This window comes from Cobetia sp. 1CM21F, from assembly GCF_023161745.1.
GTDB classification, from domain to species: domain Bacteria; phylum Pseudomonadota; class Gammaproteobacteria; order Pseudomonadales; family Halomonadaceae; genus Cobetia; species Cobetia amphilecti.
Genome location: NZ_JALNTQ010000001.1, coordinates 242,647 through 269,603 on the forward strand (window position 1 = coordinate 242,647; position 26,957 = coordinate 269,603).

At 64.1% G+C, this 26,957-nt stretch carries 21 protein-coding genes; 16 read left to right on the plus strand and 5 right to left on the minus strand.

Annotated features, from left to right (window positions below):
* Positions 1 to 25: 25 nt before the first annotated feature.
* The 6 genes from MSG32_RS00980 (at position 26) to MSG32_RS01005 (ending at position 6,681) form a co-directional block, all read left to right on the plus strand.
* Positions 26 to 925: an FCD domain-containing protein gene (locus MSG32_RS00980; RefSeq protein ID WP_248377049.1), complete on the plus strand. Its 900-nt coding sequence runs from the start codon at positions 26 to 28 to the stop codon at positions 923 to 925.
* Positions 926 to 1,017: 92 nt separating this feature from the next.
* A complete protein-coding gene (locus MSG32_RS00985; protein WP_248377052.1) occupies positions 1,018 to 2,100 on the plus strand; it encodes a TRAP transporter substrate-binding protein in 1,083 nt (360 codons plus the stop codon).
* A gap of 169 nt (positions 2,101 to 2,269) precedes the next feature.
* Complete coding sequence (locus MSG32_RS00990; protein ID WP_213114221.1) at positions 2,270 to 2,926, plus strand: TRAP transporter small permease; 657 nt, start codon at positions 2,270 to 2,272, stop codon at positions 2,924 to 2,926.
* On the plus strand, positions 2,926 to 4,227 hold the full coding sequence (locus tag MSG32_RS00995) for a TRAP transporter large permease subunit (protein WP_248377054.1): 1,302 nt from the start codon (positions 2,926 to 2,928) through the stop codon (positions 4,225 to 4,227). The genes MSG32_RS00990 and MSG32_RS00995 overlap by 1 nt, the downstream gene beginning before the upstream one ends.
* Positions 4,228 to 4,531: 304 nt before the next feature.
* Entirely contained in the window at positions 4,532 to 5,428 is an 897-nt protein-coding gene (locus tag MSG32_RS01000; RefSeq protein ID WP_248377055.1) for an HAD-IIB family hydrolase, read from the plus strand.
* A 41-nt stretch (positions 5,429 to 5,469) separates the two neighbouring features.
* Positions 5,470 to 6,681 carry a hypothetical protein gene (locus tag MSG32_RS01005; RefSeq protein WP_054555542.1) on the plus strand — a complete coding sequence of 404 codons (1,212 nt, stop codon included), beginning with the start codon at positions 5,470 to 5,472 and terminating at the stop codon, positions 6,679 to 6,681.
* Between the two features lie 87 nt (positions 6,682 to 6,768).
* On the opposite strand, the gene MSG32_RS01010 is transcribed toward MSG32_RS01005, so the two are convergent.
* Entirely contained in the window at positions 6,769 to 8,667 is a 1,899-nt protein-coding gene (locus MSG32_RS01010) for a sugar phosphorylase (RefSeq protein WP_248377056.1), read from the minus strand.
* Between the two features lie 364 nt (positions 8,668 to 9,031).
* Entirely contained in the window at positions 9,032 to 9,280 is a 249-nt protein-coding gene (locus MSG32_RS01015; RefSeq protein ID WP_043331379.1) for a GlsB/YeaQ/YmgE family stress response membrane protein, read from the minus strand.
* Between the two features lie 398 nt (positions 9,281 to 9,678).
* Between MSG32_RS01015 and nrdR the strand changes: the two genes are divergently transcribed.
* The 9 genes from nrdR (at position 9,679) to lon (ending at position 19,660) form a co-directional block, all read left to right on the plus strand.
* Positions 9,679 to 10,167: a transcriptional regulator NrdR gene (nrdR, locus tag MSG32_RS01020; RefSeq protein ID WP_043331377.1), complete on the plus strand. Its 489-nt coding sequence runs from the start codon at positions 9,679 to 9,681 to the stop codon at positions 10,165 to 10,167.
* A gap of 289 nt (positions 10,168 to 10,456) precedes the next feature.
* Positions 10,457 to 11,611, plus strand: a complete 1,155-nt coding sequence (gene ribD / locus MSG32_RS01025) for a bifunctional diaminohydroxyphosphoribosylaminopyrimidine deaminase/5-amino-6-(5-phosphoribosylamino)uracil reductase RibD (protein ID WP_248378393.1) — start codon at positions 10,457 to 10,459, stop codon at positions 11,609 to 11,611.
* Between the two features lie 156 nt (positions 11,612 to 11,767).
* Positions 11,768 to 12,922: a bifunctional 3,4-dihydroxy-2-butanone-4-phosphate synthase/GTP cyclohydrolase II gene (gene ribBA, locus MSG32_RS01030; protein ID WP_054555540.1), complete on the plus strand. Its 1,155-nt coding sequence runs from the start codon at positions 11,768 to 11,770 to the stop codon at positions 12,920 to 12,922.
* Positions 12,923 to 13,033: 111 nt separating this feature from the next.
* Positions 13,034 to 13,516 (plus strand): 6,7-dimethyl-8-ribityllumazine synthase, encoded by a 483-nt coding sequence (gene ribE / locus MSG32_RS01035; protein ID WP_043331374.1) that lies wholly within the window; start codon positions 13,034 to 13,036, stop codon positions 13,514 to 13,516.
* Positions 13,513 to 14,028, plus strand: coding sequence for a transcription antitermination factor NusB (gene nusB / locus MSG32_RS01040; RefSeq protein ID WP_043331373.1), 516 nt, complete (start codon positions 13,513 to 13,515; stop codon positions 14,026 to 14,028). The genes ribE and nusB overlap by 4 nt, the downstream gene beginning before the upstream one ends.
* A 1-nt stretch (position 14,029) precedes the next feature.
* Positions 14,030 to 15,148, plus strand: coding sequence for a thiamine-phosphate kinase (gene thiL, locus MSG32_RS01045; RefSeq protein WP_248377057.1), 1,119 nt, complete (start codon positions 14,030 to 14,032; stop codon positions 15,146 to 15,148).
* Positions 15,145 to 15,618, plus strand: a complete 474-nt coding sequence (locus MSG32_RS01050) for a phosphatidylglycerophosphatase A (protein WP_043331372.1) — start codon at positions 15,145 to 15,147, stop codon at positions 15,616 to 15,618. The genes thiL and MSG32_RS01050 overlap by 4 nt, the downstream gene beginning before the upstream one ends.
* A gap of 115 nt (positions 15,619 to 15,733) precedes the next feature.
* Positions 15,734 to 17,014 (plus strand): DUF945 family protein, encoded by a 1,281-nt coding sequence (locus MSG32_RS01055; protein WP_248377058.1) that lies wholly within the window; start codon positions 15,734 to 15,736, stop codon positions 17,012 to 17,014.
* A gap of 195 nt (positions 17,015 to 17,209) precedes the next feature.
* Entirely contained in the window at positions 17,210 to 19,660 is a 2,451-nt protein-coding gene (lon, locus tag MSG32_RS01060) for an endopeptidase La (protein WP_082388290.1), read from the plus strand.
* Between the two features lie 234 nt (positions 19,661 to 19,894).
* Here lon and MSG32_RS01065 read toward each other — a convergent pair whose 3' ends face one another.
* Entirely contained in the window at positions 19,895 to 20,236 is a 342-nt protein-coding gene (locus MSG32_RS01065) for a YegP family protein (protein WP_043331370.1), read from the minus strand.
* A 430-nt stretch (positions 20,237 to 20,666) separates the two neighbouring features.
* Between MSG32_RS01065 and ilvD the strand changes: the two genes are divergently transcribed.
* Positions 20,667 to 22,511 (plus strand): dihydroxy-acid dehydratase, encoded by a 1,845-nt coding sequence (gene ilvD / locus MSG32_RS01070; protein WP_248377059.1) that lies wholly within the window; start codon positions 20,667 to 20,669, stop codon positions 22,509 to 22,511.
* A 203-nt stretch (positions 22,512 to 22,714) separates the two neighbouring features.
* Here ilvD and MSG32_RS01075 read toward each other — a convergent pair whose 3' ends face one another.
* Positions 22,715 to 24,328, minus strand: coding sequence for a sensor domain-containing diguanylate cyclase (locus MSG32_RS01075; protein ID WP_248377076.1), 1,614 nt, complete (start codon positions 24,326 to 24,328; stop codon positions 22,715 to 22,717).
* A gap of 830 nt (positions 24,329 to 25,158) precedes the next feature.
* On the minus strand, positions 25,159 to 26,736 hold the full coding sequence (locus MSG32_RS01080; RefSeq protein WP_248377079.1) for a helicase HerA-like domain-containing protein: 1,578 nt from the start codon (positions 26,734 to 26,736) through the stop codon (positions 25,159 to 25,161).
* Positions 26,737 to 26,957: the final 221 nt, after the last annotated feature.

Here is a 26,957-nt window from a genome sequence, read left to right on the forward strand (position 1 = left end):
CCACGCCATCAAGGAACGTTCGATCATGACCACGCCTCCCACGAGTGCCGCTGGCGGCAGCCCGCGCACCAATGCCTCTTCTTCAACGCCCGTATCCACAGCGTCTGCCTCAGCTGGCGACACCTCGACCGCGCGTGTCGATGTCGCCGAATGGCTGGCGCAGGCCATCTTCGAGAATCGCTACCCGCCGGGCAGCCTGATTCCTCGTGAGCTGGACCTGTGCGATCAGCACGCCCAGAGCCGCGCCACCGTGCGCACCGCGATCCAGAGCCTGGTCAATGCCGGGATTCTCACCCGCACCACCGGCCAGGGCACCCGCGTCAATCCGCTCAGCGAATGGCATCTGCTCGATCCGCGCGTGACCGGCTGGATGACGCGCTACGCGATGCCGCATCCGCAGCTGGCACGGGACATCTACGCCTTCCGTATCTCCATCGAACCCTTCGTCGCCGCCCTGGCGGCCACCGAGGCCACCGCCCAGGACCTGTCCGCCATCGAGCAGGCCTATGACGGCATGGCCGCAGCGGTGCATGGCGGCAGCGCCATGGAGGAGTTCGACCGCGCCGATATCGCCTTCCACGACGCCATCTTCGCCGCGACCCACAACGTCATCTGGGCGCAGCTTGGCCATGTGCTCAAGCCATCGATCAGCCTGCTGGTGGCGACCTCCAATCACAATGCCTCGGAGCTGGGCGACAGCCTCGGCCGCCATCGCGCGGTGATGGAGGCGATTCGTCTGCGCCAGCCCGATGCCGCCCACGCCGCGACCCTGCATGTGCTGGACCGCACCGGTCAGGACCTCGGGCTTGCCATGCCTGCGGTTTCTGAAGGCAGCCATCCCGCCGGGCGCGCCCAGGAACCGCTGGAGCTGCTGCGCCGCTTCGGCCAGCTGCCCAGCCTGTCTGCACCGCTATCAAGCGAGTGAACGGCACCTCGCGGCGTTTCGCCACGCCGGGAAGTGCCTGCTCGTCTTCCACTGACCCTAGAACGTCATAACAACAAGCCAGGAGTTTCACCATGCCGCGTTCCACTACCTCGCCGCTCACCACTACCTCGCCGCTCACCACTGCCGCTCCCGCCCGTTGCACGCTCAAGGCGCTGGCCCTGTCCACCGCCGTGGCTGCCACGCTGATCGCCACACCGAGCTGGGCCGCCGAGTACGAATGGACCTTCCAGACCTCCGAGACGGCCGGGGAGCCGCAGTTCGAGGTCAAGAAGGCTTGGGCCGACAGCATCAAGACCATGTCGGATGGCCGCATCGCCATCGAGATCCTGCCGGTCAATGCCGTGGTGCAGGCCAACCAGACGCTGGATGCCGTCAGCGCCGGCATCCTGCAGGGCCACCTGACCGATCCATCCTACTTCTCGGGCCAGAATCCGGCCTTCGGCATGCTGGGCAACCTGGTGGGGGCCTGGGGTGACCCGCTGGAATATCTCGAGTACATGCAGCACGGCGGCGGTGAGGAGCTCTACAACGAGCTGGTCGAGCCCTACGGCGTGCACCTGATCGGCGCGGGCGCCACCGGGCTTGAGTCCTTCGTCTCCAAGAAGCCGGTACGCACCGTCGATGACCTCAAGGGCCTCAAGGTGCGTGCCCCGGAAGGCATGGTCTACAACATCTTCCAGAAGGCCGGCGCGGCGCCTGTCAACCTGCCGGGCTCCGAGGTCTACACCGGTCTGGAGAAGGGCGTGATCGACGCGGCGGATTACACCGTGTTCGCCACCAATGATGACCAGGGCCTGCACAGCTTCGCCAAGTACCCGTCCTACCCGGGCTTCCACTCGTTGCCGATGGTGGCGGTGTCGATGAACAAGGGCATCTGGGATGGCCTGCCCGCGGATCTCAAGGCGATCATGGAGACCGCCACCGACGCGATGGCCTACGACATGGTCTTCACCCTCAAGGCGCGTGACATCAAGGCGGTGAGCGCGGCGCGTGCCAATCCGGATATCGAGGTGATCGACATGGCGCCGGAAGAGCGCGCCAAGTTCCGTCGCATCGCGCAGCAGGAGTGGAAGGTGTGGGCCGAGAAGAATGAGCTGACCGGCAAGGTCTACGAGTCCGTGGTCAGCTTCCTGACCGACCGCAACCTGATGTGAGCCCGCTGGCGCGCGGGATGGGCGCCAGCCATCGTGTGGCAAGAGGCATCAGCTAGCCACGCTTTTGGCCGCACGATCGCAGAACGATAAAGACGCGGGAGATCAAGGTCGGCGTGCTCACTGGGCGCGCCGATTCTCCTTGAGGCAGCGAGTCAGCAAGGAATTCGATATGGCAGAACATGATGTGGCGTCGCCGGGGCTACCCGAGGCGTCGGATGACCACGACCCGAATCTGGGCACGCGGACGCCGCTGGACCGCCTGGTGGGCAAGGGCACGCGCGCCGCGGCGTGGCTGGTATTGCTGGCGATGGCGATCAGCGTGTTCGAGGTGGTGATGCGCTATGGCCTCGATTCGCCGACCTCCTGGGTGCACGAGACGGTGATCTTCCTGGTCGCGACCAGCTTCGCGCTGGGCGGCCCGGCGGCATTGGCCAACAATCGTCATATTCGCGTGCGTGTGCTCTACGACCTGGTCGGTACGCGCTTTCGCTACGTGCTGGACTGCTTCAACGACGTGATGACGTTCGTCTTCTGTCTGGCGATGAGCTATGCGGGCTGGGTGATGTTCTGGCGTGCCTCGCACAGTCCGCTGGGCGAGTGGCAGCTGGAGCGTTCCGGCACCTCATGGAATCCGCCGTTTCCGGCGTTGACCAAGGGCGTGATCCTGTTCGCGCTGGCGGTGATGACCCTGCAGGCGCTGTGGCATCTCTACCAGACCTTCTTCTCGCCCCGCCCGCCCGAGGGCGGCAGTGAGGGAAGTGGCGCATCCGACGCCACTTCCGATGCCGCTCCCGACGCCGCAGTTGACCACAAGGAGCCGCGCTGATGGATATCGCAACGGCTACGATGCTGCTGGTCGGCGGCATCTTCGCGCTGCTGGTCACCGGCCTGCCGCTGGCCTTCGTCACAGGTCTGGTCGCGCTGGCCTACACCTTCGGCTGGTTCGGCCCGATGGCGCTGCCGCTGGTCACCAGTCGTGTCTATGGCTTCGTCACCGAGTATTCGCTGGTGGCGGTGCCGATGTTCGTGTTGATGGCCTCGCTGCTCGATCGCTCGGGCATCGCCAAGGACCTGTTCAATGCCATGCGCGTGATGGCAGGGCGCCTGCCCGGCGGCGTGGCGATCCAGACCATCGTGGTGGCGTTCTTCCTCGCCGCGATGTCCGGCATCATCGGCGGCGAGATCGTGCTGCTGGGGATTCTGGCGCTGCCGCAGATGCTCAGGCTCGGCTATGACAAGCACATCGCCATCGGCGTGGTGTGTGCCGGCGGCTCGCTGGGCACCATGATGCCGCCCTCCATCGTGCTGATCATCTATGGCCTGATCGCCAACCAGTCGATCGCGGACCTGTTCACCGCGGCGATCACCCCGGCCATCGTGCTGATGGCAAGCTACATCATCTACGTGCTGATCCGCTGTCTGCGCAACCCTGCGCTGGGGCCGGTGATGCCCGAGGAGGAGCGCCGCGCCAGCTTCCAGAGCAAGCGTGAGCTGCTCAAGGCCATCGGTGTGCCGGCGGTCATCGCGGGACTGGTGCTGGGCTCCATCTACGGTGGCGTGGCCTCGGTGACCGAAGCCGCGGCGATGGGCAGCTTCGGCGTGCTGGTGGCGGTGATGCTGCGCGGCGAGTTCTCCATCACCCTGATGCAGCGTGCGCTGTCCCAGACCATGAACACCTGCGGCATGATCATCTGGATCGGTATCGGCGCGGCGGCGCTGGTCGGGGTCTACAACCTGATGGGCGGCAACCGCTTCGTGTCGAGCATGATTCTCGGCCTGGATATCCCGCCGCTGGCGATCATCATGGTGATGATGGCGATCCTGCTGCTGCTGGGGCTGTTCCTCGACTGGATCGGCATCGCGATGCTGACCCTGCCGATCTTCGTGCCGATCATCGTGCAGCTCGGCTACGACCCGGTATGGTTCGGTGTGCTGTTCGCGGTCAACATGCAGGTGTCCTTCCTGTCGCCCCCCTTCGGGCCTGCCGCCTTCTATCTGAAAGGCGTGGCACCGGAAGGCATCAGCCTCAAGGATATCTTCGTCTCGCTGCTGCCGTTCATCGCCATCCAGCTGTGCGTGCTGGCGATGTTGCTACTGTGGCCGCAACTGTCGCTGTGGCTGGTCTAGGCTCTACAGACGTTGCCCGCTTGCCCAAGACTCGACGCCCTCGCAGATGCGAGGGCGTCGTTGTTGGTGACGAAAGATTTGCGCCGTCGTGTGGCGAGGCATCATGCAAGGCAGGCTTTGTGCTCTTTTATGGTGCAAATGAGCGGGCGCACAAACACGGTCACGGTGAGAGGGGGCAGGCTGTCATGGCAGATGCACCATCTTGGCACATTCCCTGCAATGCTCTTGCAATGCCTGTCCGGTACCACGAGATCCTGTCGAGGTGACCCCCGACACGCTGCAGCACTTCACGAGGAGAGTTCACATGTCAGAGACTCAAGCACCGCTGTTGTTGCTGACCGATCTGGATGGCTCGCTGCTGGATCACCACGATTACTCGCCGGGGCCGGCGCGCAGCTGGCTGACCCGCCTGCGCGCGCGCGGTGCCTGGATCGTCCCCAACACTTCCAAGACGGCGGCCGAACTGGCGCCGCTGATGGACTCGCTGGGCTTGGCGGGCCAGCCGTGGATCGCCGAGAACGGCGGCGTGGTGGCGCTGCCGGCCGATTGGCTGAGCGCCTACCCGCTGGAAGAGGCCAGCGCCCCGGACGCACACGGCCTGTGTCGTATCGCGGTGGCGATGCCCCGCGACAGGATTCTCGCGGTGCTGGAAGAGCTGAGCGGGGAATTCGCCTTCGAGGGCTTCGCCTCGATGTCGGTAGCGAGAACCAGTGAGTTGACGGGGCTGGGGGAGGGCGACGCGGCCCTGGCGGGACAGCGTGATGCCAGTGAACCGCTGGTGTGGCGCGACGCGCCGGAGCGTCTCGAGGACTTTCGCATGCGCCTGGCCAGCCATGGCCTCAAGCTGACACGTGGTGGGCGCTTCCATCACGTGACCGGGGACAGCGACAAGGGCGTGGCAGCGCGCTATCTGATCGCCCGCTACCGGCTCTGCGAGCGGGTGCGTCCCTGGACGCTGGGCTTCGGCGATGGCGCCAATGACCTGCCACTGCTGGCCGCCGTCGACAACGCTGTGCTGATTCCCGGCGTCGGTGATACCACGCAGCGTGATCGGGAGCTTGCCGACTATCCGCAACTGGCGGATGAACGCCGCTGTTTTCGCGCCAATCTCCCCGGACCGCAGGGATGGGTCGAGGGATTGCGTCACTGGCTGGCCAATGGCCAGCCGGAAGAATGGACATCCAGAGGTCTGGGCGCCTGACGCCTGCCTGATGCGTGTCTTCGGCATGACAAGGAGCTGACATGAGCGATTTTTACCAGAATGGCATCATCACCAACTTCCATAACCTGACCGATCGTCCGGTGGAAGATCTCGAAGCGGACCTGATGCGCTTCTCCCGCAAGCGACCGATGAGCCTGATTCTGCCGTCGCTGTATTCCGAGCTGGAAGGCCCGGCGCTCAAGCATATCGTCGAGGAGCTGGCGCAGGTGCCCTACCTCAGCGAGATCGTGATCGGGCTGGACCGCGCCGACCGTGACCAGTTCGAGCATGCCAAGGAGTTCTTCTCACATCTGCCGCAGCATCACCGCATCCTGTGGAACGACGGCCCGCGTCTGCGGGCGCTGGATGAGGAGCTGACCGAGCATGGCCTGGCGCCGATGGAAGCCGGCAAGGGGCGCAATGTCTGGTACTGCTCAGGCTACGTCCAGGCCTCGGGCATCGCCGAGGCGGTGGCACTGCATGACTGCGATATCGTCACCTATGACCGCGGCCTGCTGGCGCGCCTGATCTACCCGGTGGCCCATCCGCAGTTCAACTACGAGTTCTGCAAGGGCTACTACTCGCGCATCGCCCAGGGCAAGCTGAACGGCCGCGTGGCGCGCCTGATGGTCACGCCGTTGATCCGTGCGCTCAAGAAGGTCTATGGCCCGCTGCCGTACCTGGATTATCTCGACAGCTATCGCTATCCGCTGTCCGGCGAGTTCTCGATGCGCACCGATGTGCTGGCGGACATCCGCATCCCCAGCGACTGGGGGCTGGAGATCGGCGTGCTGTCCGAGGTCCATCGCAACTATTCCACCAAGCGCCTGTGTCAGGTGGACATCGCCGATGCCTACGATCACAAGCACCAGCCGCTGTCCGAGGAAGATGCGCTGGGCGGCTTGAATCGCATGAGTCTGGACATCGCCAAGGCCATGTATCGCAAGCTGGCCACGCTGGGCGTCGAGATGCACGGCGAGACCTTCCGCACCATCAAGGCCACCTACTACCGTATCGCGCTGGACCTGATCGAGACCTACTACAACGATGCCGTCATGAATGGCCTGACGGTGGACCGCCACAGCGAGGAAGCGGCGGTGGAGCTGTTCGCCGCCAACATCATGGATGCCGGCAGCGCCTTCCTCGACAATCCGCGCGACAAGCCCTTCATCCCGAGCTGGAACCGGGTGCAGTCAGCCGTGCCGGACCTGCTCGAGCGCATGCACGAAGCGGTGGAGCTGGACAACCAGTAAGGCTCGCGGCGGGAAACAGCAAGACCAACGACAACGGGGCTGCCAGTGGCAGCCCCGTTGTCGTTGGAGGAAGGGAAAGCGCGGGCGTCAGACGACCTCGATGGCCGGCGGGCGCACGGTTTGCTCCATCAGCCAGGCCGCCTGGTAGGGACGGCGGGCCATGGTGGGGTCGTAGGCCTTGTCGTGGCACAGGTGGTCGGTCAGCGCGACGCCTTGCCAGCTTGCCGGCAGCGGCAGCACGCGCGGCTGATCGGTGACATTGAGGGCGAACAGCAGGCGACGCCCTTCATGGGTGACGCGCTCGAAGACGAAGAAGTCCGGGCCGACATCGAAGACATTCTGGTCGGCATCCGGGTGGAAGCAGGGTTCGTTGCGGCGCAGTGCCATGCGGCGCTTGAGGGCGTGGAATACCTCATGGGTCGCGGTGTTGGGGCTTGCCAGCAGCGCTTCCAGTTCATCGCGCTGCCATTTGCGGCGGTTGATGGCGCGCAGATGACCATCGCGCTCGACGCCTTCCTGGTGGTTGGGGGTCGCGGTCAGCGAGTGGATGTACAGCCCCGGGATGCCCTGCAGGCTCAGCATCAGGGTCTGACTGGCGATGAAACGCTCGATCTGCCACGGGTCCTGGCCGCGCCGCGTGCCCTTGAGCGCATCGAAGTAGCTGATGTTGAGCTCATAGGGGGTGTCGGCGCGCCCGGGGTTGGCGCGCATGCTGACGTAGCCACCGAAGTCATGCACCAGCCGCACCAGGGTGTCGCGCTCGTGGTCGGGCAGCAGGCCCTCAAGGGCACGAACGCCGATACCGTCGTGACTGGCGGTGAAGTTGAAGTAGCTGCAGCCGGAAGGCAGGGACGGCAGGCTGGTGGCCCACTGGGTCAGGGCGCTGGCATCGCCGGAGGTCAGGGTGTGCAGCGTCAGCGGCGGCAGCGTGAACTGATAGATCAGGTGCGCTTCATCGGCCTGGGCGCTGCCCTCGATGGCGGTGAGGTCGTGCTGTGACAGGCGATCGAGCCCGAAGTAGGACATGTTCTCGGCGTGGGGCACGTTGGTCTCGGTGATCAACAGGCTGCCCGGCGCTAGATGGTCGACGATGGCGCGCAGCAGGCGCACCACGGCGTGTGTCTCCGGCAGGTGGATGCAGGAGGTGCCCTGGCGTTTCCACAGGAAGGCCACCGCATCGAGGCGGATGATGCCCGCGCCCTGCTCGAGGTAGTAAAGCAGGATGCCGATGAATTCGAGCAGCACATCGGGATTGGCGAAGTTCAGGTCGATCTGGTCATCCGAGAAGGTTGCCCAAAGATGGCGCAGGCCACGACGGGTATGCACCGGCGTGAGCAGGGCAGATGGGCGCGGGCGCACGACCTCGGAGACATCGGTGTCGGGGTCCATCTCGATGAAGTAGTCGCGGCCGGGCTGCACGCCGGCCAGATAATCGGCGAACCACAGTGACTCGCGCGAGCAGTGATTGATGACCAGGTCTGCCATCAGGTCGCGCTGCTCGCTCAGGCGCCGGATGTCCTGCCAGTCGCCGAGGACCGGATTGACCTCGCGATAGTGGATGACGCTGAAGCCGTCATCGCTGCTCCACGGAAAGAAGGGCAGCACGTGGACACCGGACAGGCTGTCGTCCAGTCGGCTGGCGAGGAAGTCGTGCAGGGTCGCCAGTGGTGCCTCGCCTTCCTGCTGCAGGCTGTCGCCGTAGGTGATCAGCCACTGGTCGCGCTCGCTCCAGAGCGGCTCGCCTTCCGGTACGCGGGGGTTGAGGCGCGTGCGATGGAAATCCAGCACCGTCTCCAGGCGTCTGAGGACTTCCTCATGACGCTGTGGGTAGATCTCGGCGAGCAGGCGTGTGGCGTGCGCCTGGAAATCAGCCTGCGAGAGGCGTTTGGCGAGAGAGACTCTGGCGCGTGGCCTGGCGTTGCCCTCGCTCGGCGCAGGATCGGGTGCAGTGGATGTCGAGTGATCGGGAGATGACGTATCGGACATGGGCAATCCTCGTGGCAGCAAAAGCGGTCAGACTCTGCCTCGTGAGCCGCAATGGGCAGAGCGTGTCGCGGGTGATCTTCGGGAAGCCCGCCGGCGCAATCCTGCGGGGACCGGTGGCAAGACTGGAAATCACATATCAGATGAAGTCGGCTGGCCGTCGCTTGATGAAATCCCTGAATGGCGCATCGCTGAGCGGCGTCCGTGGGCGACGGCCTGGCGCCTTTACTTATGAGTCATGCACGCCTCGGGCCAGATTCGTCAAGCCTGCAAGGCAGGACGGCCAGCCTGCATGTGCCGGCTGGCCGTCCTGTCTGGCGTCATGTGGCCTGCGGCCAGCTGACGCCACTGCGCTTCATGACATGCTTTACTTGCGCAGCACGCGATACAGAATCAGCAGAATGACGGCGCCGAGCACGGCGATGACAAAGCTGGCCAGATTGAATCCCGTCACTTCACCGAAGCCCATCAGGGTGCCGACCCAGCCACCGACCACGGCACCCAGGATGCCGATGATGCTGGTGACGATGATGCCACCCGGGTCCTTGCCGGGCACGATCACCTTGGCGATGATGCCGGCAATAAGACCGAATATGATCCATGCAATGATTCCCATGTCGCAGCTCCTTGCGTCATCGTGATCAATCTCGCGGCAGAGATCATCCGCCGCCAGTCGTGAAAGGATTTCACGGCTCAGGCAAGCGTCCTTGTGAGGCGCTGCACCCTGATGTCATCTTTCGGTTATCGGGCGGGGATTTCAAGCCTGCCGGGCAGGTTGATTGACGCTTTCGCCGCGGTGTCCGCCACCCGAGGCGACAATGCAGGAAACTACTGTCGCCCCTTGGGCGCTCCCCAAGGCTAGTTCAGTCATGTCGAGGCTGACATAGGCTCCCGTGGCGGGGCCTTAACGGTTACAATACCCGCCATTCGCTGTCATTCGGCTGCGCTGCGCCACTTCCTCGCTGTGCTTCGCGCGGGGCCGCAGCCACCTCGCACCCAAGCAGGCTCTCCAACATGCACTGTCCCTTCTGTGGAACTCATGAAACCAAGGTCACGGATTCCCGACTGGTGGTCGAGGGTGACCAGGTGCGGCGGCGTCGCCAGTGCGCGGCCTGCGGTGAGCGTTTCACGACCTACGAAACGGCGGAGCTGGTCATGCCGCGCGTGGTCAAGGGTGACGGTTCGCGTGAGAGCTTCGATGAGCACAAGCTGCGTGCCGGCATGCTGCGCGCGCTGGAAAAGCGCCCGGTTTCCTCCGAGCTGATCGAGGCCGCGGTGGAGCGCATTCGTCAGCGTCTGCGTGCCACCGGCGAGCGTGAGATCGAGGCGCGGCGCATCGGGGATGAGGTCATGCAGCAGCTCAAGCGGCTGGATCAGGTCGCCTATATCCGCTTCGCTTCGGTCTATCGTCGCTTCCAGGATCTTGATGAGTTCCGCGCCGAGATCGACCGTCTCGCCCAGGAGCCCAGCTTCCTGCCGGGCGAGGAAGACGCGCGGCCCTGATGTCTCGCCACAGGCATCCTTGCAGATGCCCTCGAGGCCTGCGCCTGCTGGTCCTGTCGCGTCACGCTGAGTGGCTCAGGTCTTGGATCTTGAGCCCAGACCTCAGGCCTCGAAGTATTGACCACCGCCTGGGCTACGCCTGACCTTCTCTCGTTTCACGCCAAGGTATCGCATGTCTCTTTCTCCTCATGCTTCTCATGCTCCCCGTGACAGCCACTCTCACGACAGCCACTCTCACGACAGCCACTCTCACGACCGCAGTGCTCCCTCGGCGCGTGATGCGCGCCACATGGCCCACGCCCTGCGCCTGGCGCGCCTGGGCAGCTACACGACGCAGCCCAATCCGCGTGTCGGCTGTGTGCTGGTAGAGGCCGAGACCGATGAGGTGATCGCGAGCGGCTTTCACGTGCGTGCCGGGGAAGGGCATGCCGAGGTCAATGCGCTGGCAGAGGCGGGTGAGCGCGCGCTGGGCTGCGTGGCCTATGTGACGTTGGAGCCCTGCTCCCACACCGGGCGTACCGGCCCTTGCTCGCTGGCGCTGATCGCGGCGGGCGTCTCGCGGGTGGTGATCGCGATGCGTGATCCGAATCCGCAGGTTGCCGGGCGCGGCATCGCGCTGCTGCAGGGCGCGGGCATCGCGGTGACGGTCGGGGTGATGGAGCAGGAGGCGCGAGCGCTCAATCCCGGCTTCCTGTCACGCATGGAGCGCGGTCGGCCCTTCGTGCGCCTCAAGCAGGCCATGAGTCTGGACGGGCGCACGGCGATGGCTTCCGGCGAATCCCAGTGGATCACCGGCCCCGAAGCGCGCAGTGCCGTGCAGCGTCTGCGCGCGCGCTCCAGCGTGGTGATGAGCGGCATCGAGTCGGTCATCTTCGATGATTCGCGTCTCAATGTGCGCGCCGACCAGCTCGGGCTCGAAGACCATCCGCTGGGGCTCGAGGCGCTGGTGGCGCGTCAGCCATTGCGCGTGGTGGTGGACAGCCATCTGCGTCTGCCGCTGGCGGCGCGCATTCTGGCGCAATCCGGTCGTACGCTGCTGGTATGTGTCGCGGATGAGACAGCGGCGCAGGCTGAGCGACGTACCTTGTTGGAGGCGGCCGGTGCCGAGGTGTTGGCGCTGCCGGCCGGCGAAGATGGCCGCGTGGATCTCGAGGCCCTGCTGCGCTATCTGGCCGAGTACGAGCAGGCCAACGAGGTGCTGCTGGAAACCGGCGCGGTGCTGGCCGGGGCCATGATTAACGCGGGGCTGGTCGATGAGATGCAGCTCTTCATGGCCCCGACGCTGCTGGGGGGCGAGGCTCGCCCGCTGCTGGCACTGCCGGGGCTGGATCACATGGCGCAGCAGCGCCGGGTCGAGATTCGCGATATCCGGGCGGTGGGGCGTGATTGGCGCATCACCGCAGTGCCGTTGGCATCGCCAGACCCGCAGGAGAGCGGCGACTGATTTCTTCTTGTCACGCAAGCACTTGCCGCCGTCTGGCGACAGCGGCGTCGCTGGGTGCTGGCGCAAAACGGGGTGGCGGGGTACCCTGACGCCCGACTTTTTGATAATACGCGTGGGTCCGGCATGGGCCGGCGCAGCCCGTAAAGTGGAGCAAGCATGGCGCTATCAGGCATCGCAGCACTCGTCGAGGATATCCGGCAAGGCAAGATGGTCATCCTCATGGATGACGAGGATCGTGAGAATGAAGGCGACATCATCATCGCCGCGGAAGCCGTGACAGCCGAGCACATCAACTTCATGGCACGCCACGCGCGTGGCTTGATCTGCATGCCGATGTCGCGTGAGCATTGCGAACAGCTCCAGCTGCCACTGATGGTTCAGGCCAACGGTTCCGGCTTCGGCACCAAGTTCACGCTCTCCATCGAGGCCACCGAAGGCGTCACTACCGGCATCTCGGCGGCTGACCGCGCCCGTACCGTGCAGGCTGCCGCCGCGCGCAATGCGCGCCCGCAGGACATCGTCCAGCCGGGGCACATCTTCCCGCTGATGGCGGAGCCGGGTGGCGTGCTGCGTCGTGCCGGCCATACCGAGGCAGCCTGTGACCTGGCGTCCATGGCGGGCTTTGGCGCGACCGGCGTGATCTGTGAGGTCATGAACGACGACGGCAGCATGGCGCGTCGTGAAGAGCTCGAGCGCTTCGCCGCCGAGCACGACCTCAAGGTCGGTACCATTGCGGATCTGATCGAATATCGCATCCACAATGAGCAGACCGTGGAAGTGCTGGACAGCGAGCAGGTCGAGACTGCCTTCGGCGAGCTGACGCTGCACTGCTTCAGCGATCGCATCCAGGGCCGTCACCACCTGGCGCTGGTCAAGGGCACGCCGGACGCCGAGTCTCTGACCACCGTGCGCGTGCACGTGCAGGACCCGATGCGCGACCTGCTGACCCTGCGTCAGCCGGGCAGCAGCAGCTGGGCGCTCAATGATGCGCTCGCCGAAGTCGCCGCCGCCGATGCCGGCGTGCTGGTACTGCTGGACACCGGCAGTGACGCGATGGATTACAAGGATCGTCTCGATGTCTTCCTCGGACGACGTCGTACGCCGCGCACCAACGAATCCGATGGTGCGGGCAATTATCTGACCACCGGTACCGGTGCCCAGATCCTTCGGGATCTCGGTGTCGGCCGGATGCGTCTGCTCAGCTCGCCGTGGAAGTTCTCTGCCCTGTCCGGGTTTGGCCTCGAAGTGGTCGAACTGGTCGGCAGTGATGACACGGCAGGCGAGACAGGCGCAGACGCCGCGGGCGCGTAAGCGCTTCGGCACCCCAAATGGCGGGGGAGGTCGCGCACTTCTGGCGGCCTTCCCCGGTATGATTGATATCCCCGCCCCGGTTCTCCGGGGCGCTAGCATTGTGGACTGACCATGCAACCGATTGCTCAACTCGAAGGCACTTTCACCAATGTCGATGGCCGTTACGTCATCGTCGTCGGGCGTTTCAACCACCATGTCGTCGACAGCCTGGTGGAAGGCGCGGTCGATTCTCTCGTACGCCACGGCGTCGATGAGGAAAACATCGACCTGATCCACGTGCCGGGTGCCTGGGAAATTCCGCTGGCCGTCAAGGCCGTGCTGGCCAAGGTCAAGCCGCACGCCGTCATCACGCTGGGCGCGGTGATCCGCGGTGGTACGCCGCACTTCGAATACGTCGCCGGTGAGTGCAACTCCGCGCTGTCACGTCTGCAGCTCGAATTCGACACCCCGGTCGCCAATGGCGTGCTGACGGTGAATTCCATCGAGCAGGCCATAGAGCGTGCCGGCACCAAGGCTGGCAACAAGGGGACCGAAGCGGCCATGGCGGCGATGGAAATGGTCTCCCTGCTCAAGGCCATGGGAGGTGACGCGTGAGCGAACGCAAGGAACGTACCGAGCGCGAGCCATCCAAGCAGCAGCAGGCGCGTCGCGCCGCTCGCGAGCTGGCCGTGCAGGGCATCTACCAGTGGCAGATGACCGGCAAGAACATGACCACCATCGAAGCCGAGTTCCGTGGTCAACAGGTCGACGATGACGTTGAGCTGCACGAGAACTGGGTCGAGGTGATGCGCATCGCCGACCAGGCCCTGTTCCACGAGCTGCTGCACAACGTGCCGCGCTTCCAGAAAGAACTGGATGCCAGCATCAGCCCGCTGCTCGACCGTCGCCTGCAGGATCTCGACGAGATCGAGCTGGCCATCCTGCGTCTGGGCGCCTATGAGCTGTCCAAGCGCATGGAAGTGCCGTATCGCGTGGCGATCAACGAAGGGGTCGAGCTGGCCAAGACCTTCGGTGCCACCGACGGGCACAAGTACGTCAACGGGATCCTCGACAAGCTGGCAGTCAAGCTGCGCAGTGCCGAGGTGACCCAGGCCCGCCTGCGCTGACATGCCAGGTGAATTCGAGCTGATTGCCCGCTACTTCCAGCGCGATCTGTCCGGGGCACCGGGCGTGTTGCTGGGGCCGGGTGACGACTGTGCACTTCTTGCCGCCAGTGATGGCATGCAGATGGCGGTCAGTGTCGATACCTCGGTGGCGGGGGTGCACTTCCCGCCGGATGCGCCTGCGGCGTCCATTGGCCATCGCGCCCTGGCCGTCAATCTGTCTGATCTGGCGGCGATGGGCGCGACCCCGCGCTGGGCGTTGCTGGCCCTGACGTTGCCGGACGTGGATGAAGACTGGCTGCATGGTTTTGCAGCCGGTTTCCACGCGCTGGCGGATCGCTACGGCATCGCGCTGGTAGGCGGCGACGTCACGCGCGGCCCGCTCTCCATCACGATCACCGTGCATGGCGAGCTGCCGTGCGTGCTCGAGCCTGCCCAGCAGGCCGATAGCGTGACCCGCCCGATTCTTCGGCGTGACGGCGCCCGTGAGGGGGATCTCATCGCGGTCACCGGCCTGCCGGGGTTGGCGCATGCTGGCCTCAAGGCCTGGCAGGAAGGCGTACGCGATGTGCTGAATCCTTGCCTGGCGGCCTACCTGCGACCAGAACCGCGGGTCGATGCGGGGCTGGCGCTGCGTGAGCTGGCCAGTGCGGGCCTGGATGTCTCCGATGGCGTGATGGGCGACCTGGCACACATCTGTCATGCCAGTCAGCTGTCGGCGGCGCTGGAGCTTGGCGAACTGCCGCTGGCGCCGGAGCTGATCACGGCGCTGGGCGAGCAGGGCGCCCGCGAGGCGGTCCTCAATGGCGGCGACGATTACGAGCTGTTGCTCACGCTGCCCCAAGAGAATCTCGAGGCGGCCAGGCTTGCCCTGCGCTCGCTCAATCTGTCCTTGAATGTCATCGGTCGCATGCAGGCGGCGGGCAGCGATGCGCCGCGCGTGATGCTGATGGACAAGGGCGTTGAACAGGCAGCGACGGGCCAGAGCTGGCAGCATTTCTCTGCCTCGCAGGCTTCTGTCACACAGGGCTCTGACATACAGGTCTCTGCCACGCAGGCTTCTAGGGCAGACGGCTCCTGCGGCGATGCGTCGTCAAGCAACGCGAACGGGGTGGCACCATGAATCGCGCTCCCGCCAGTGTCTGGCGGCGCCCCGTCCACTTCCTGGCCTTCGGGCTGGGCAGTGGTACCGCGCCCTTTGCACCGGGCACCTTCGGTACTCTCGCGGCAATCCCGTTCTACTGGCTGATGACCAACCTCACGCTGTGGCCGTATCTGGCCATCGTGCTGGTCGCGTCGCTGGTCGGGATCTGGATCTGTGATCGCACCTCGCGCGATCTCGGTGTGCATGATCACTCCGGGATCGTCTGGGACGAATTCGTCGGCTATTGGATCACGATGGCCGCCGTGCCATTCTCTTGGCAGGCAGCGCTATGGGGCTTCGTGGTCTTCCGGGTCTTCGATATTCTCAAGCCATGGCCGATTCGCTGGGCCGACCGCCGGGTTGCCGGTGGCTTCGGCATCATGCTGGATGACGTCTTCGCCGGTATCTATGCCTGGTCGACGATGCATCTGTGGCTGTGGTTGCACTGACGCTTCGCTGCCTTGGCGGCGAGGCTCACGCACATGTTTCACTGATGGAAGCAGATGCGACAAGAGGCACCGCGCAGACGGTGTGATGCTCCAATAACGGACAAGGGTTAATGCGATGGGCAAGGGACTGGTAACCGCGACGGCAGTGGTCGTCATCGGGGCAGCCGGCTATGTCGGCGGCGTGGCTTACTCAAGCCAGCGCTTTGAAGATGAGATGGCCCGCATGGTGGCAGAGCTCGACAGGAGCTCCGACATCAAGGCGACCCGTGAGGATGTCGACAGCGGCTGGTTCGGCTCCACGGGCCGGGTAGAGATGGAACTCGCCACTGGGGACGGTGAAGGTCCCATGCGCATCGTATTGCCCTATGAAGCCGGCCACGGCCTGCTGTCGACCACCATGCAGGGCAACGTCAAGGTGCTGTACGGTACGCCGTCACGCGACGTCTTCGCCGAAGTGCTCGGCGATGGCAAGGCGATCGCCTTCGATGGCAGCGTCGACAACTTCAGCGGCGCCAGCGACACCACCCTGACCTTGCCGGCCTTCGACTGGCAGGACCCGGAGAGCGGCTCGCGCATCGACTTCCAGGGCGGCGAGCTGCTGGCCTCCCACGATGGCGGTGACACGCCGGAAATCACCGTGGATGGCGAGATCACGCCGTTCGATATCACCAATGGCGCCGAGAAGGTCAGCGTCGGCACCCTGAGCCTCAACGGCATCTATCGTGGGGCGGACAATGACTTCCGCCAGGACGACAAGATCGTGCTGGACACCCTGACCATCGACAACGGCACCGGTCAGCCGCCGGTGGTCGCCAGCGATATCCGTTACAGCGGCGAAACGCGTCTGGACCCGACCGAGCTGCGCTATCTGATGAAGCTGTCGGTGCAGGATGTCAGCGCGGGTGATCAGCAGATGGCCAGCGGCGACGTGTCCATCTCGATCGACCGTCTGCAGGGCGCGGCCGTCTATGACTTCATCACCCAGCTGCAGGGCTTGCTGGAAGAAGCGGGCAAGCCGTTCGAGGAGCTGAGCGAAGAGCAGCAGGTCGCCATCCTCGAGAAGGTCGAAGCGCCGCTGTTCACCATGCTGAGCACCTCTCCGCGTATGACGCTGGAATCGCTGAATGCCAAGAGCGATGCCTTCGGTGTCGACATGCAGGGTGATGGCCAGATGATTCTCGATGGTGCCGATATCACCGACCTGACCATCCAGGAGCTGCAGACCGTACCGGGTCAGCAGGCCTTCCTGAATCGTCTGAGCGGGCGCTTCGAGTTCCGCAACGTGCCGCCGATGATGGCCATGATGGCGGGTGTCTCTCCGCAGGCCGCCGACCGCAACCTCGTGGTCGAGATCGATGGTGACAGCGTGAAGATCAACGGCACCCCGATCTACTGAGCGCCGCGCAGTATGCTGGAAACGACAATGCCCGCCTCATGGCGGGCATTGTCGTTTCCAGGGGGCGCATCAGGTGCCACCCTGAACACGCAGTGTTGCGCCCCCGGTGCGGCAAACCTGCCTTGATAAAGTGGCTCACTGGCCGCATTGGTGGAGATGATCGCCTCAACCGAGGCCTGGTTTCATGAGGGTTGCATGCCACGTCACGAAGAGATTTCCGATAACGACGATATTCTTGCCGGCTTCGAGGATGACAGCCAGTCACAAGAGCCTTCTTCTTCCGCTTCGGGTGGGCTGGTGCCGAGTGGCGACCAGCTGCCGGAGCGCATCTACCTGCTGCCGATTCACAATCGCCCGTTCTTCCCGGCCCAGGTCCAGCCGCTGGTGATCAACAAGCAGCGTTGGGCTGAGACCATGCAGCTGGTCGGCAATACGCCGCACCATGCTGTCGGTCTGGCCTTCGTCGGCGATGTCGAGGTCGATGAGCTGGGGGTCGAGCACTTCCCCGAGATAGGCTCTGCCGTGCGCGTCCACAAGCCCGAAGATGGCGATGACCAGGTGCAGTTCATCGCCCAGGGACTGCGCCGCTTCCGCATCACGCGCTGGCTGTCGCGCAAGCCTCCCTATCTGGTCGAGGTCACCTATCCGCGCGAGCCGGTTGATGCCGAGAGCGATGAGGCGCGCGCCTACGCGATGGCGATGATCAACGGCATCAAGGAACTGCTGCCGATCAACCCGCTGTACGGCGAGGAGCTCAAGCAGTACCTCAACCGCTTCAGCCCGCATGAGCCCGGCCCGCTGACCGATTTCGCCGCCGCCATCACCTCGGCCAAGGGCGCTGAGCTGCAGGAGGTGCTGGAGTCGCTGCCGGTGATGGAGCGCATGCAGAAGGTGCTGCCCTTGCTGCGCAAGGAAATCGAGGTCGCACAGCTGCAGACCGAGATCTCCCAGCAGGTCAACGCGCAGATGGAGAAGCATCAGCGTGAATTCTTCCTGCGCGAACAGCTCAAGGTCATCCAGCGTGAACTGGGCATCTCCAAGGATGATCGCGAGAACGACGTCGATACCTTCCGCGCGCGTCTCGACGAGCTCAAGGTGCCGGAGCGCGTCCAGTCGCGCATCGATGATGAGCTCGACAAGCTGTCGGTGCTGGAGACCGGCTCGCCGGAATACGGCACCACGCGCAACTATCTTGACTGGCTGACCTCGCTGCCGTGGGGCATCACCTCCACCGATCAGCTCAATCTGGCGCATGCGCGTACCGTGCTCAATCGCGATCACGATGGGCTGGATGATGTGAAGTCACGCATCGTCGAGTTTCTGGCCGAGGGTACCTTCAAGGGCGATGTCGGTGGCTCGATCCTGCTGCTGGTCGGCCCGCCCGGCGTGGGCAAGACCTCCATCGGGCGCTCCATCGCCCAGGCGCTGGGTCGTGAGTTCTATCGCTTCTCGATCGGCGGCATGCGCGATGAGTCCGAGATCAAGGGCCATCGCCGCACCTACGTGGGCGCCATGCCCGGCAAGCTGGTGCAGGCGCTCAAGGAGGTCAAGGTCGAGAACCCGGTGATCATGCTCGATGAGATCGACAAGCTGGGGCAGTCCTTCCAGGGCGACCCGGCCTCGGCGCTGCTCGAGGTGCTGGACCCGGAGCAGAACGTCGACTTCCTCGATCACTACCTCGATGTGCGCCTCGATCTCTCCAAGGTGCTGTTCGTATGTACTGCCAATACGCTGGACAGCATCCCCGGCCCACTGCTGGACCGCATGGAGCAGATTCGCCTCTCCGGCTACATCGCCGAGGAGAAGATGGCGATCGCCAAGCACCACCTGTGGCCGAAGCTGCTGACCCGCGACAACATCCCCAAGAAGCGCATCAATCTGAGTGACGCCGCGCTGCGTCAGGTCATCGAGGGCTATGCCCGTGAGGCCGGCGTGCGCCAGCTGGAGAAACAGCTGCACCGTATCGTGCGCAAGGCGGCGGTGAAGTTGCTGGAAGAGGAGCTGCCGACCGTGAAGGTCTCGGTCAAGAATCTCGAGGAATTCCTCGGTGCGCCGATCTTCCGTCGCGAGAAGGTCCTGGCCGGCGAAGGCGTGGTGACCGGGCTTGCCTGGACCAGCATGGGCGGTGCGACCCTGCCCATTGAAGCCACCCGGGTGCATGGCCTGACGCGTGGCTTGAAGTTGACCGGCAAGCTGGGCGACGTGATGCAGGAGTCGGCCAACATCGCCTACTCCTACACTTTGGCCAATCTCGAGGCCTATGATGCCGAGGCGGACTTCTTCAACGAGTCCTTCATTCACCTGCACGTACCTGAAGGCGCGACGCCCAAGGATGGCCCCAGCGCCGGCGTGACCATGACCACGGCGTTGATGTCGTTGGCCAAGCATCAGGCGCCGCGCAAGGGACTGGCGATGACCGGTGAGCTGACCTTGACCGGTCAGGTGCTGCCGGTGGGCGGTATCCGCGAGAAGGTGATTGCGGCACGGCGCAGTGATATCTACGAGCTGATTCTGCCGCAGGCCAACCAGCGCGATTACGATGAGCTGCCGGAATACCTGAAGGAAGGCATGATCGTGCACTTCGCGGCGCGCTACGCGGATGTCTCGCGTGTGGTCTTCGACAGTGACAGCGCCCAGCGTCATTGAGTGGTGTGTGATCAGCGGCGAGGCGTGAGTGACAAGCGCTGAGCGCAGCCAGCCCCCAAGCCGGTTGCAAGACGACAGAGGCCCCGCCAATTGGCGGGGCCTCTGTCGTTGCTGTGCTTTCTTCTTCCTTGGCTTGGGTCTGTCGATTCCGGGAGAGTCTGGAAGGGCGATTGGAAGGGCGATTGGAAGAGCGATCGGGAGGGTGATCGTGAAAGGGGCTGGGCTAGCTCGTGCTCAGGCGGTGTCGAGTTGCTCGAGGACGGCCGCCTCAGCGGCATTGCGACCGACGCTGGCGATGCCGTTGTCGCGCCCGGATTCCGACTTGTACATCTGACTGCGACCGATCTGCTGGCTGTTGGCGGCCAGCAAGGTGAAATAGAAACGTCCGTCCTTGGCGACTTCCCGAGTGAAGCGTTTTTCCTCGACGGCATTCTTGCGTACGGATTCCACGCCGTTCAGGCAGCCGCGTTTGTCGGCATAGCCCTGACTCTGCAGGATCTTCTCGCCGTTGCCTGCCTTCAGCGCAAAGTAGAACTTGCTGTCCTTGCCCCGAGTGATGACGAATTTTCCGGCCATGGGTGACTCCTGTTCCTTGTGGGGTGTCTGGCATTGCCTGATGTGTCGTCCTTCAGTGTAATCAGCGCCTCCCGCCGCAGGCCCACGCTAGAGGCCGCTTCATTCAACGCTTTCGGCGCTTGTCGGCATCTTTCGGGGCTGCTGGTGGCGTGGACGGCGCTATCTGGTAGGCAAGCGGGGCCGGTACATGACAGAATTGACCCTAGGCAGACAGCGTTGACCCATGAGGCGCGCGTCTCCTCTGGACACCAGGTGTGCGTACCCCGAGCGGGGAGCCGCCTGACCAAAACAGAAGCCGCTCCCGTGCGGAGTGATTCTGCAGCGGATTGCGCAGAAGGGCGGCGTCAGTTTCCTGACCCTGCCAGGCGCAATTCCATGAATCAGTCCCTCTTCGCACAGGAGAGCGGCCAAGCATTGAATGAGGTTTACCATGCCAGAGTATCGCTCCCGTACGACCACCGCAGGTCGTAACATGGCCGGCGCTCGCGCCCTGTGGCGCGCCACCGGCATGAAAGATGGCGACTTCCAGAAGCCGATCATCGCCGTTGCCAACTCCTTCACCCAGTTCGTGCCGGGCCACGTCCACCTCAAGGACATGGGGCAGCTGGTCGCGCGCGAGATCGAGAAGGCCGGCGGCGTCGCCAAGGAATTCAACACCATCGCGGTCGATGATGGCATCGCCATGGGCCACGACGGCATGCTGTATTCGCTGCCGTCGCGTGACCTGATCGCCGACAGCGTCGAATACATGGTGAATGCCCACTGTGCGGATGCGCTGGTGTGCATCTCCAACTGTGACAAGATCACCCCGGGGATGTTGATGGCCGCCATGCGCCTCAATATCCCGGTCATCTTCGTCTCCGGCGGCCCGATGGAAGCCGGCAAGACCAAGCTGCTGGATCACGGCCTCGATCTGGTCGATGCCATGGTCATCGCCGCCGATGACAGCGTCGATGACGAGACGGTCGCCGAGATCGAGCGCAGTGCCTGCCCGACCTGTGGCAGCTGCTCGGGCATGTTCACGGCCAACTCCATGAACTGCCTGATGGAAGCGCTGGGTCTGGCATTGCCGGGCAACGGCACCGTACTGGCCACGCACTCCGATCGTCGTCGCCTGTTCGAGAACGCCGGGCATCGCATCGTCGAGCTGGCGCGCCGTTACTACGAAGGCAACGAAGAGCATCTGTTGCCGCGTGCCATCGGCTCCCGCGCCGCCTTCGCCAACGCGATGACGCTGGATATCGCCATGGGTGGCTCGACCAACACCATCCTGCACCTGCTGGCCGCCGCTCAGGAAGCCGGTGTCGACTTCACCATGTCCGACATCGACAAGCTGTCCCACAGCGTGCCGCAGATGTGCAAGGTGGCGCCGAATACCCAGAAATATCACATCGAGGATGTCCATCGTGCCGGCGGAATCATGGGGATCCTGGGCGAGCTGGATCGTGTCGGCGTGCTGGATACCTCCGTGCCGACCGTCTATGGCGACTCGCTGTCTGCGGCGCTGGAAGAGTGGGACATCATGCGTTCGCCTACTGATGAAGTCGTCGAGTTCTATCGCGCCGGCCCGGGCGGTATCCCGACCCAGACCGCCTTCTCGCAGAGCGCGCGCTGGCCGAGCCTAGATGGTGATCGCGCCCAGGGCTGTATCCGCGATTACGACCATTGCTTCTCCACCCAGGGCGGCCTGGCCGTGCTGTACGGCAACATCGCACTGGATGGTTGCGTGGTGAAGACCGCTGGCGTCGATGACTCCATCCTGGTCTTCGAAGGCCGTGCCTACGTCTGTGAGTCCCAGGATCAGGCGGTGGAAGACATCCTGGCCGACAAGGTCAAGGAAGGCGACGTCGTGATCATCCGCTACGAAGGGCCGAAGGGCGGTCCGGGCATGCAGGAAATGCTCTACCCGACGTCCTATCTCAAGTCCAAGGGGCTGGGCAAGGCGTGTGCGCTGCTCACCGACGGTCGTTTCTCCGGCGGTACCTCGGGCCTGTCCATCGGCCACGCGTCTCCGGAAGCGGCGGCGGGCGGTGCCATCGGTCTGGTCGAGCATGGCGACACCATCCTGATCGACATCCCGAATCGCACCATCAACGTCAAGCTGAGCGACAGCGAGCTGCATGAGCGCCGTGAAGCGATGGATGCCCGCGGCAAGGATGCCTGGAAGCCAAGCATCCAGCGCAACCGTCGTGTCTCCGCCGCGCTCAAGGCCTATGCCTTGCTGGCGACTTCCGCTGACAAGGGCGCCGTGCGCGACCTGAGCAAGCTGGACTGAGAATCGGCTTCAGATATCTGACCCGGTCTCTGAGCAGGCCTCTGCGCTGAGACACCGCGCAAGCCTGTGTGACTCCTGTATGTCTCCTTTGTGAGTACTGAGTGAGTCAAACGACAACGGCCACCCTTCGGGGTGGCCGTTGTCGTTGATGGGGATGTGCCTGAAGGGCATCCGCGGCAGGTCGCACACACGAAAGGCCGCACTCAGGGCAGATCGGGCGAGGGGAAGCCGCTCGGGGACTGGGGGCTTGCGAAGGTGTCCGTCGGAATGACCGGCTCAAGCTCCAGGAAGCGCACGCGATTGCGTCCCTGGCGTTTGGCCTTCTTGAGTGCGTGCTGGGCGCGCTCGCAGAGCTCGAGACGGTTGGCCAGCGTGAGCGTATCGGGTGCCGGGTGATAGCAGGTCAGCCCGATGCTGCAGGTGACCGGCCCGTCGAGACCATGCAGTTCTGCCGTGGCATGGCGGACGCGCTCGGCGAGGATGATGGCGCCGCTGGAATCTGTCTGGCCCAGCACCGCAATCAGCGAGCCATCGTCGCGCTGACTGAGCAGGTCGCTCTTGCGTGTCGCGTTGCGCAGAATGGTGGAGACCTGCTGCAGTGCGCGGTCTCCTGCGGCGCGGCCGTACTGGCGATTGAAGTCGGTAAAGGCATCCACGTTGAGCAGCAGGATCGACAGTGGCTGCCCATGGCGTGCACTGCGCGCTATCTCGCCATCCAGCTGTTGCTCGAAGATCTCGGCGGGCAACAGCTTGTCCAGCACCGACGGCACGGCCGGACCCGGGGGCGCCATGCTGGCCAGCTTGTGCCGCATGCGGGCCAGGCTCTCCTCGTGGGAGCGTCGCTCGCTGAGGTCCTGGTGCTGGCTGAGAATGACGCCGGAGTGGCTGTCGATCACATCCAGATGCAGCATGACTTCGATGATCTGCCCCTGTCTGCCCAGATAGCGATGCGGCTGCTCGAAGTGGGTGATCTCGCCGGCCTGCATGGCCAGAAGCGCCTCCTGACAGGCCTGCATGTCAGCAGGGTGGGAGACATCCTCCAGCGCGCCACGCTGCAGTTCACTCCTCTCCGTCCCCAGCAGTTGGGCCAGCGCTGGATTGAGACGTGTCCAATGGCCATGGAAGTCCATGATCGCCATCGGGAGCTGGCAGCGCGAGAATAGCAGCTCCATCTCCTGGTAGGCGAGGCGCAGGTTGCTCAGTTCACTGGTCAGCCGCTTGCGCGCATTCTCGCGATCGATCAAGCCTCCCAGCAGGCTGGCCAGTGTCTCGACCAGTGCACGATCGCTGGCGCTGAAATCTGCCGCGCGCGGTGAGTTGTCGCCGAAGCAGACGGTGCCGGTCAGACGGCCTTCGGTCCATACCGGGGCGGCGATATAGCTCTGGAAGGGCATCGACTTGAGGGCCGGATGAGCCTCGAGTGCTGGCGTGGTCGCGATATTGGCGTAGGCGATGCAGCCTGCCTGCTCAACGACTTCATTGCAGTAGGTCTCGTTCAGCGGTGCGATCGCGCCCTCGACCTTGCCGAGCGGCGGATTGACCGCCGCCATGATTTCATAGCGATTGGCCTCAGCGTGGCCAAGGATGCCGGTGGTCATCCCCAGCAGGCGGCAAGCGGTCACCAGGTACTCTCTGAGCTGTTCGCTGAAGGTTCCCGCAGGCGCGAGTGTCAGGGCAAACAGCGCTTGCAGCTGGGCGGGTCCGAGATTTTCATTGAGGAAGACAGTCGCGGCGGCGGCTTGTGGCGAGAGCTCTGAGGTATCAACGGGACTCGAGTGCCCCGAGGAGGGTGGTCGCGCGGGCGGAGTAGGCAGCATGTGACATCCTTATCTTGCATGTTGCGGGGAGAGGGAATGACCAAAAAAAGAGTATGGCGGTTGGGAGCGATGAACGGGCGTTTTGCCGGGGCAGGAAATCAACTGTTCATACACGTAAGACTGGCGGGGCTTTTCGAGGTGCGACTGGATTGGAGACGCGCCAGGCCGTGACTCTGGTGGTGGTACAAAAGAAACGGGGAGGCCGGTCGATGGCTGATCGACGGCCTCCCCGACAAGTTCTTTCTCTGCCCACCATGATGCGTCGTCATGCGTGGCAGAGTCTGTGTGCCGCTTGTCCTGTCATCCGTGTCCTGTGCCGTTTCACACCTGATGTCACCGGTGGGGCAGGCAGGATCCCGCTGTTGTCATGCGTATCGTTGTTGGCTCAGGCGGCTTCTGCCAGCTGAGGTTCCGCTGTCGCTTCCATATCGATGGCTTCCAACGCTAGTTCGATCGAGAACCAGTTGTCGTTCAGCCACAATTCCAATGCTTCATTGCTCATGCACATCGTCAAGTCTCCCCGAGAGTAGTGGCAAGCGCGTGTGTGTCATGTTGTGCTGCCGGTAAGCAGCAATCATCAGTATGGCGTCTCCTTGCCGAGAGCGAATGAAGTTTGCGCGACGATATGATGTCAGCAGCCTTGGATAGCGAAAGCAGGACATCACCCATGGTCATTTGACCATGGGTGATGTCCTGCTTTTCGTGAAGGATGAGTCTCTCAGTCTCGAGAGCTTGCTTGCCGGGGGAAGCTTCTATTTGCCAAGGAGCGCTTCAGGCTGTTGGCGAGGCGTCACGCTGTTGGCGTGGTATCAGACTGAAAGGTGCGAGCCTCAGCGGCGAGTGAAGGAGCGCAGCAGGCTGCGAATCAGCGTCCGTCCCAGCTGCGACCCCAGGGCGCGCATCACGGACTTGAGCAGGGTCTCCATGACACCCTGACGCTGCCTGCCACCGGAGCGTGGGGCGCTTTCGGCCACCGGACTTGTTTGCTCGGAGTCGCGGCTGGCAGCGCTGGCAGCGGCTTGAGCGCTTCCATCCCGTTCTGTGGCAGGCGGCGTGGTGTCAGGCGTTGCCGCTGGCGTCTCCTGCGGCCGAACCTGGGCCGTCGCCGAGCTCGTCAGTTGCGCCTCGAGACGCTCGTGAGCCGATTCACGATCTATCACCTCATCATAGCGACCGGCCAGTGATGAGCTTGCCAGCAGCGCTGTGCGCTCGCTGTCACTCAACGGTCCGATCCGTCCACGCGGCGGCGCGATCAAGGTGCGCTCCACCTGGGTGGGCGTGCCCTTGCTGTCGAGCACCGAGACCAGTGCCTCGCCCACGCCCAGCTCCGTGATCACCTTAGCCGTATCGAGGGCCGGGTTGGGGCGGAAGGTCTCGGCAGCGGTCTTGACGGCCTTCTGGTCGCGTGGAGTGAAGGCGCGCAGGGCATGCTGGATCCGGTTGCCCAGCTGGCCGAGCACGTCATCGGGGATGTCGGCGGGGGATTGGGTCACGAAGTAGACGCCGACCCCCTTGGAGCGAATCAGGCGCACCGTCTGCTCGAGGCGCTCAAGCAATGCCTTGGGAGCGGCATCGAACAGCAGGTGGGCCTCGTCGAAGAAGAACACCAGCACCGGGCGGTCGGCATCGCCGCGTTCTGGGAGGGTGCGAAAGAGCGTCGACAGGAACCACAGCAGGAAGGTGGTATAGAGGCGTGGACTCTGCATCAACTCACGCCCATCGAGCAGATTGATGAAGCCGCGTGTCTGGTCTCCCTCGTCCGTGGTCGCCAGCATGTCATTGATGTCGAGCGCCGGTTCGGCGAAGAAGCGCTCGCCGCCCTGGGTGGCCAGCACATGCACCCGGCGCAGCATGGCACCGAGGCTCTGGGGGCTGACACTGCCATAGCGCTCCTCGAAGCCTTCGCGCTCACGCTCGATATGCTTGAGCAGGCTGATCAGGTCCTTGAGGTCGATCAGCTCCAGCCCTTCACGCTCGGCATGATCGAAGGCCAGGTGCATCAGGCCACTCTGGGTGTCGTTCAATTCCAGCAGGGTCGACATCAGCTCAGGCCCCATGGAAGCCACGCTGGCGCGCACCGCATGTCCGCTCTTGCCGAACAGATCCCACAGCCTGACGGGCGCGGCCTGAGGCTGCCAGTCATTGATGCCGAGGCTGGCGAGGCGTTCATCGACGCGCGGATGCGGGTTACCCGCCGCGGCGATACCGGAGAGGTCACCCTTGACGTCGGCGGTGAACACCGGCACTCCCATGCGCGAAAACTCTTCAGCCAGCACCTGCAGCGTGACGGTCTTGCCGGTACCTGTCGCACCGGCGACCAGGCCGTGACGATTGGCCAGTGCCCCGGCTAGCGTGATGTGGCCCTTGGGTCCCTGTCCTGCGAGTCCCCCGATCAGCACGTCTGGCATGTGAGTCTCCTGTCATTCAGGTGATGGCGGTGCTTGCAGAGGGAGGTGTGGCGACCACTGCCGATGACCGCAGAGATGGGCGATGTCGTGGAGTCATAGGGTTACAAAATGTTTCGTTGAGTAAAATACTGCAAGTCATCTTGCGCCACTTGACGCATGGCGTCAGGCAATCGATGCGCGACAAGCCGCCTGATGAGCGGCCAGCAGCCCATATGGGCGCT